This is a genomic window from Pseudomonas sp. PS01299, from assembly GCF_029960145.1.
In the GTDB taxonomy this organism is placed as follows: Bacteria; Pseudomonadota; Gammaproteobacteria; order Pseudomonadales; family Pseudomonadaceae; genus Aquipseudomonas; species Aquipseudomonas putida_A.
In genome coordinates this window covers 1-6,924 of sequence record NZ_JASCPO010000272.1, presented here as the reverse complement: position 1 = coordinate 6,924, position 6,924 = coordinate 1, and the positions used below count along the sequence as shown (strand labels likewise).

Here is a 6,924-nt window from a genome sequence, read left to right as displayed (position 1 = left end):
GGCTTGCTCGCGAAAGCGGTGTATCAGTCGCCATCATTACTGCTGACCCACCGCATTCGCGAGCAAGCCCGCTCCCACAGGGTTTTGCATGAATCTGCAAATGAGGTTGGTGTCAGGCGCAATGATGGCAATTCAGTTTCAGTTAAGTTCGCACCGCTATGGTGCCGACCGTAGCTGCACATAAAAACACGGAGACACCCATGAAAACCCTGACTGCCCTGTCCATTGCCTCGATCATCGGCCTGACCGCCAGCCTCGCCCACGCCCGCGATCTTGGTCCCGATGAAGCCCTGCGTCTGCGCGACGCTGGTACTATCGTCTCCTTCGAGAAGCTCAACGCCACGGCGCTGGCCAGACACCCGGGCTCGACCATCACCGAAACCGAGCTGGAAGAGGAGTACGGCAAGTACGTCTACCAGGTCGAAATGCGTGATCCGCAAGGGCTGGAGTGGGATCTGGAATTAGACGCGGTCACTGGGCAGGTTCTCAAGGATCATCAGGATACGTAATGAAGGTTAATGTTCGCGCCACCAGCCGCACGGCGTTGGCGCTTGTGATTGTTTGCTCGGCGGCGATGGCCCGCGACCTCGATCAGGACGAGGCGCTGAAGCTGCGTCAGCAGGGCGTGATCCTGCCGCTGGAGCAGGTGCTGCAACAGGCGCTGGATCGCTATCCGGGGGCCAAACTGCTGGAGGTCGAGCTGGAGGAAAAGCACGACGTCTATGTTTATGAAGTCGAGCTGCTGACGGTCGAGGGCGTGGCGCGCGAGCTGCACCTGAAAGCCGATACCGGCCAATTACTCAAAGACAAGGAAGATTGACCGATGCGTTTGCTTCTGGTGGAAGACCACGTGCCGCTCGCCGACGAACTGATCGCCGGCCTGCAGCGCCAAGGCTACGCGGTGGACTGGCTGGCGGACGGGCGTGATGCGGTTTATCAGGGCAGCAGCGAGCCCTATGACCTGATCATTCTCGACCTCGGCCTGCCCGGCGTTCCCGGGCTGGAGGTGCTGGCGCAATGGCGCGCCGGTGGCCTGTCGACCCCGGTGCTGATCCTCACCGCCCGCGATTCCTGGGCCGAGCGCATCGAAGGCCTGAAGGCCGGCGCCGACGATTACCTGACCAAACCGTTCCATCCCGAAGAGCTGCACTTGCGGGTGCAGTCGTTGCTGCGCCGCTCCAAGGGCCAGGCCAACCAGCCGACGCTCAAGGCCGCCGGCCTGCATCTGGACGAAGGTCGCCAGTGCGTGATTCGCGACGGCAGCGAGATTCAGCTGACTGCCGCCGAATTCCGTCTGCTGCGTTATTTCATGCTGCACCCGGAACAGATCCTGTCGAAAACCCACCTCGCCGAGCACCTCTATGACGGCGAGACCGAGCGCGATTCCAACGTCCTCGAAGTTCACGTCAACCACCTGCGGCGCAAGCTGGGTAAAGCGGTGATCGAAACCCGTCGCGGCCAGGGTTACCTGTTCGGCGGGCAAGCTTCGTGAGGTCGATCCAGCGCCGTTTGAGCCTGGGCTTGATCAGTGTGATGGTGATCGTCGGTCTGGTGTTGGCGCAAACCAGTCTGTGGTTGTTCGAAGTCGGGTTGCAGCGTTATCTCGAGGCCGGTCTGCGCAACGACAGCGAAAGCCTGCTGGTCGCGCTGGTGCGTGGCCCGCAGGGTTTGCAACTGGATGAGCGGCATCTGTCGCCGGCCTATCAGCGACCGTTTTCCGGGCATTACTTCCGCATCGATTTTGCCGACAGCCACTGGCGCTCGCGTTCGCTGTGGGATCAGGATCTGCCGCTGCTGGAGCACCCGGGTTTGCACAGCAACCTGCAACTGGGCCCGGACGGTCAGCAGTTGCTGGTATTGCGCTCGGACTATCGACGTCTGGGGCAGTCGATCTCGATCAGCGTCGCCCAGGATTACACCCCGGTGCGCGAGAGTTTCCAGCGCATGCGCCAGATCGGCCTCGGGCTGGGCCTGGCCGGTTTGCTGCTGATTCTGCTGCTGCAACGGCTGACGGTGCGCCGCGCGTTGAAGCCGCTGGAACGGGCGCGCGAGCAGATCGCCCAGTTGCAGCAGGGCCAGCGCTCGCAACTGGACGATCAGGTGCCGGTCGAGCTGGAGCCGCTGGTGGCGCAGATCAACCATCTGCTGGCGTACACCGAGGACAGCCTCAAGCGTTCACGCAATGCGCTGGGCAATCTGGGACATGCGCTGAAGACGCCGTTGGCGGTGCTTTTGAGTCTGGCGTCGAGCGAAAAACTCGATGCCCACCCGGAGCTGCGCAAGATCCTCAAGGAACAGTTGGAGCAGGTGCAACAGCGGCTCAATCGCGAGCTTAATCGCGCGCGGTTGTCAGGTGATGCGCTGCCCGGCGCGCTGTTTGATTGTGACGCGGAACTGCCGGGATTGCTGGCAACGCTGAACATGATCCACGGCGAGCATCTGGCGTTGAGTTACGTCGCGCCGCCGGGGCTGCAACTGCCGTGGGACCGCGAGGACTTGCTGGAACTGCTCGGCAACTTGCTGGACAACGCCTGCAAATGGGCGGACGCCGAGGTGCGTCTGAGTGTGATCGAAAGAACAGATGGCTACGCCCTGAGCGTTGAAGATGACGGGCCAGGGATTCCTGAGGAGCAACGCACTCAGGTGTTCAGTCGTGGCACGCGGCTCGACGAGCAGACTGACGGGCATGGCCTGGGGCTGGGAATTGTGCGTGATATCGTCGAGACGTGGGGCGGGTTGCTGGTGCTGGGCGAGAGTGAGTGGGGCGGGTTGAAGGTGGTGATCGAGTTGCCTAAACGCTAACCCCTGCCTGCCAAAGAACTGTAGGAGTGAGCCTGCTCGCGATTGCGCCGATACATTCGAAATCAATGTGTCTGACAAACCGCTATCGCGAGCAGGCTCACTCCTACAGGGACGGTGATGGTTTTCAGACCCGGAACTGATCCATCAGACTCTGCTGTTGATTCGCCAGGCTGTTCAGCGACTGGCTCACCCGCGCCGACTCATTGGCCTGTCCGGACAGCGATTCGGTCACATCACGAATGGTCGCGACGTTGTTGTTGATCTCCTCGGCCACCGCGCTCTGTTCTTCCGCCGCGCTGGCGATCTGCAGGTTCATGTCGCTGATCACCGTCACTGCATCGCCGATCTGGCGCAGTGCGGTCACCGCTTGCCCGACCTGTTCGACACTGCCCTGCGCCTGACGATGGCTGTTGCCCATCGACCCGACCACATCCTGGGTACCGGTCTGCAATTGCTCGATGACCTGACGGGTTTCTTCCACCGACTCTTGGGTGCGACGGGCGAGGTTGCGCACTTCGTCGGCGACCACGGCAAAACCACGCCCGGCTTCACCGGCACGCGCTGCTTCGATCGCCGCGTTGAGCGCCAACAGGTTGGTCTGTTCGGCGATGGCGCGGATGGTTTCCAGCACGGTGCCGATCTTCTCGCTGTTGGCAGCCAGGCCTTCGACCTGAACCATCGCCGCGCTCATGTCGGCGGCGAGGGTGTCGATGCTCGCGGTGGTGCGGTCGATCACGGTCAGGCCCTGACGGGTGGCGCGGTCGGCGTCCTTGGCGGCTTCGGCGGCTTGCGCGGCGCTGCGTGCGACGTCCTGCGCGGTGGCGCTCATTTCGTGGGAGGCGGTGGCGACCTGATCGACCTGACGGTATTGCTGCTCCATGCCGGCGCTGGTCTGGGTGGCGATAGCCGAAGACTGGTCGGCGGTGTTGCGCGCATCCTGCACCGAGTGCTTCACCTCGGCGATGATCGGCTGCAACTTGTCGAGGAACTTGTTGAACCAGCCGGCCAGTTGACCGAGTTCATCTTTCTTGTCATACGCCAGACGCCGGGTCAGATCACCTTCGCCACTGGCAATGTCTTCGAGCATGTGGGCCACGCCGAGGATCGGTTTGGTCACGCTGCGCGCCATCAGCCACACCAGCAGCAGGCCGACCAATGCCGCCAGCACGCCGAGGCTCAGCTCGATCAGGGTGCCGGAGTTGTTGCTCGCATCCAGTTGCTGCTTGAGCGCTTCGGCGCGGCTGACCAGCACCTTTTCCGGCACGTCGAGCAACACGCCCCACGATGGGCCGCCGGGGATCGGCTGGAACGGCGACAGCACTTTCAACTGGCCGTTGCTGTGCAGGCTGCTGACGCTGCTGCTGGCGGCGAGTTGACGCAGCAGTTCAGCGCCGCTGACGGTATCCACGGCATCCAGGCGCTTGTTCAGTTTGCTGGCGTCCGGGCTGTAGCCGGCGAGCAGGCCGGTGGGGCTGATGATGCTCACGGCGGTCTGGCCGTCGTAGAGCTTTTTGCTCGCGCCCTGGCTGATCGCCTGCAGGCTGTTGAGATTGATGTCCACCGACAGCGAGGCGATGACTTTGCCGTTGACCATCAGCGGGAAGACGATGCTGGTCATCAGCACGTTCTGGCCGTCGATCACATAGAAGTACGGTTCGATCACGCATGGCTTGAGCGTGGTGCGCGGACAGGTGAACCAGGCGTTGGCCGCCTGACCGCTGGGGCCGGTGCTGGTGTCGGCCATGTCGCTTTCCGGCAGGGCCATCGAGGTGACTTTGCCGGGAGTCGGCTGCGACCAGTACAGGGCGAAGCGGCCCTTGTCGTTGCTGCCCAGCTCGGCCTGACCGGCGAACAGCTCATCTTTGCCGTCCAGCGCATTGGCTTCGAACACCAGCGACAGACCGAGCAGATCCGGGTTGGCTTGCAGCGCGGACTTGACCTGACGGGTCATGTCTTCGCGCAGATCGAAGGCGTCGAGGAAGCGCTTCTCGGCCTGTTCACGCAGGAACAGCACCTGACGCGAGAAGCCGTGGCCGTACTGATAGGCATCCATGAACTGCTGGCGAATGCCGGCAGCCTGCACCTCACCCTGCGACTCAATGCGCGCCTGGGCCGACTCGGTCAGCATCTCCATGCTCGAAGCCTTCACCAGCTCGGAGCTGTGCTCCATGCGATACAGCGAAAGACCCACCAGCAGGGTCACGATGCCCGCCAGGCACAGGCCGGCGAGCAGGGTGATTTTCCATTGAATGGAAAGTTGTCTGAGCGACATGGAGACGTCCTTATTCGATAAATATCTGAGACTTTGCACTGTAACGGCCGCGTTTCGGCTTTCTTTATTGTTCAAGCGCAATATGACCAATTGCCGCATGCTGGCGATCAGATACCTGTGGTGAGGGGATTTATCCCCGATGGGGGGGCGAAGCCGCCCTCACAATCGTTCAGAGAAATTGCATAGTCAGGTTTGGCGACTGCTGCGCAGCCGATCGGGGATAAATCCCCTCGCCACACGGTTCTCCATTGCCCGTTACATTGATCTCCTTACCGCAGGGTTCTCCATTGCCCGTTACATTTCAGTTCAGCCGCTCGCTTTGACACCGCCGCCACTCTGCGGCACAGTGCGCGCCCTTCTAATAAGACCCTCTTTGCAAATCCGCCGGTTAACCGTTGGCGGACTCATCCTGTCTGGCGGTGATGATTTCATCGCAGTGTTTTTGAGGTAGTGAAATGAATGCAGTGATTGCTGCGGTCGGCGTCATGCTGATCCTCAGCCTGTCCCGTGTGCACGTGGTGATCGCCCTGATCGTCGGTGCGCTGGTTGGTGGCCTGACCGGTGGTCTGGGCATCGACGCCACGCTCAAGGCGTTCAACAGCGGCCTGGGTGGCGGGGCGACGGTGGCGTTGTCCTACGCATTGCTCGGCGCTTTCGCCGTGGCGATTGCCAAGTCCGGCCTGGCCCATGCGCTGGCCGACAAGGCCCTGGCGATGGTTGACCGCCAGCATTCGACCGGCGGCGGCAGCGTCAAGTGGCTGCTGATCGGTCTGCTGTGGGTGGTGGCGATTGCCTCGCAGAACATCCTGCCGATCCACATTGCGTTCATTCCGCTGCTGGTGCCGCCACTGTTATATGTGCTGACCAAGTTGCAGCTGGATCGCCGGTTGATCGCCTGCGTCATGACCTTCGGCCTGATCACCCCGTACATGGTGTTCCCGGTGGGGTTCGGCAACATTTTCCTCAACCAGATCCTGCTGGCCAACGTCAGCAAGGCCGGGGTCGATATCAGCCAGATCAACGTCATGCACGCCATGGCGATTCCGGCGCTGGGCATGGTCTTCGGCCTGTTGCTGGCGGTGTTTTTCAGCTATCGCAAGAAGCGCGTTTACGATCTGCAGAAGATCGAACAAGTCGAGCAAGTCAGCGTGGCGTACAACCCGAAGACCATCGCCATAGCCGGTCTGGCGATTGCCGCCGCGTTCATCATTCAGTTGCTGCTGGACTCGATGATTATCGGCGCACTGGCCGGGTTCCTGATCTTCTCGGCGTCGGGCATCGTCAAATGGCGTGAGACTGACGACCTGTTCACCGAAGGCATGAAGATGATGGCGATGATCGGCTTCATCATGATCTCCGCCTCGGGTTTCGCCGAAGTGCTCAAGGCCACCGGCGAAGTGCGCTCGCTGGTCGAAAGCGCGGCGGCGTGGATCGATCACAGTCAGGCGATCGGCGCGCTGTTGATGCTGCTGGTGGGCCTGATGGTGACCATCGGTATCGGCTCGTCGTTCTCCACGGTGCCGATTCTGGCGGCGATTTTCGTGCCGCTGTGCGTGCAGCTGGGCTTCAGCCCGATGGCCATCGTGTGCATCGTCGGCACCGCCGGGGCGCTGGGCGACACCGGCTCGCCGGCCTCGGACTCGACGCTGGGCCCGACCTCCGGTCTGAATGTCGATGGCCAGCATCACCACATCTGGGACACCGTGGTCCCGACCTTCCTGCACTACAACCTGCCGCTGCTGGCGTTCGGTTGGGTGGCCGCGATGGTCCTCTAAACCCGCCAATCCTCTGTGGGAGCGGGCTTGCTCGCGAAAGCGGTGTATCAGAAACATAAATGTTGACTGACACGA

Annotated in this window: 6 protein-coding genes; 5 read left to right on the top strand and 1 reads right to left on the bottom strand. The window is 61.9% G+C overall.

The window, feature by feature from the left end:
* Window positions 1-200 precede the first annotated feature (200 nt).
* The 4 genes from QMX91_RS27455 to QMX91_RS27440 are packed head-to-tail and all read left to right on the top strand — an operon-like array spanning window position 201 to window position 2,802.
* Window positions 201-509: a PepSY domain-containing protein gene (locus QMX91_RS27455; RefSeq protein WP_027614000.1), complete on the top strand. Its 309-nt coding sequence runs from the start codon at window positions 201-203 to the stop codon at window positions 507-509.
* On the top strand, window positions 509-820 hold the full coding sequence (locus QMX91_RS27450) for a PepSY domain-containing protein (RefSeq protein WP_027613999.1): 312 nt from the start codon (window positions 509-511) through the stop codon (window positions 818-820). Before QMX91_RS27455 ends, QMX91_RS27450 begins: the two co-directional genes overlap by 1 nt.
* A 3-nt stretch (window positions 821-823) precedes the next feature.
* Complete coding sequence (locus QMX91_RS27445; protein WP_003223514.1) at window positions 824-1,492, top strand: response regulator transcription factor; 669 nt, start codon at window positions 824-826, stop codon at window positions 1,490-1,492.
* Window positions 1,489-2,802, top strand: a complete 1,314-nt coding sequence (locus QMX91_RS27440; RefSeq protein ID WP_282413671.1) for a sensor histidine kinase — start codon at window positions 1,489-1,491, stop codon at window positions 2,800-2,802. Before QMX91_RS27445 ends, QMX91_RS27440 begins: the two co-directional genes overlap by 4 nt.
* 124 nt (window positions 2,803-2,926) lie before the next feature.
* On the opposite strand, the gene QMX91_RS27435 is transcribed toward QMX91_RS27440, so the two are convergent.
* A complete protein-coding gene (locus QMX91_RS27435; protein WP_282413670.1) occupies window positions 2,927-5,074 on the bottom strand; it encodes a methyl-accepting chemotaxis protein in 2,148 nt (715 codons plus the stop codon).
* A gap of 455 nt (window positions 5,075-5,529) precedes the next feature.
* On the opposite strand from QMX91_RS27435, the gene QMX91_RS27430 reads away from it, so the two are divergent.
* A complete protein-coding gene (locus QMX91_RS27430; protein ID WP_097087731.1) occupies window positions 5,530-6,849 on the top strand; it encodes a Na+/H+ antiporter NhaC family protein in 1,320 nt (439 codons plus the stop codon).
* Window positions 6,850-6,924: the final 75 nt, after the last annotated feature.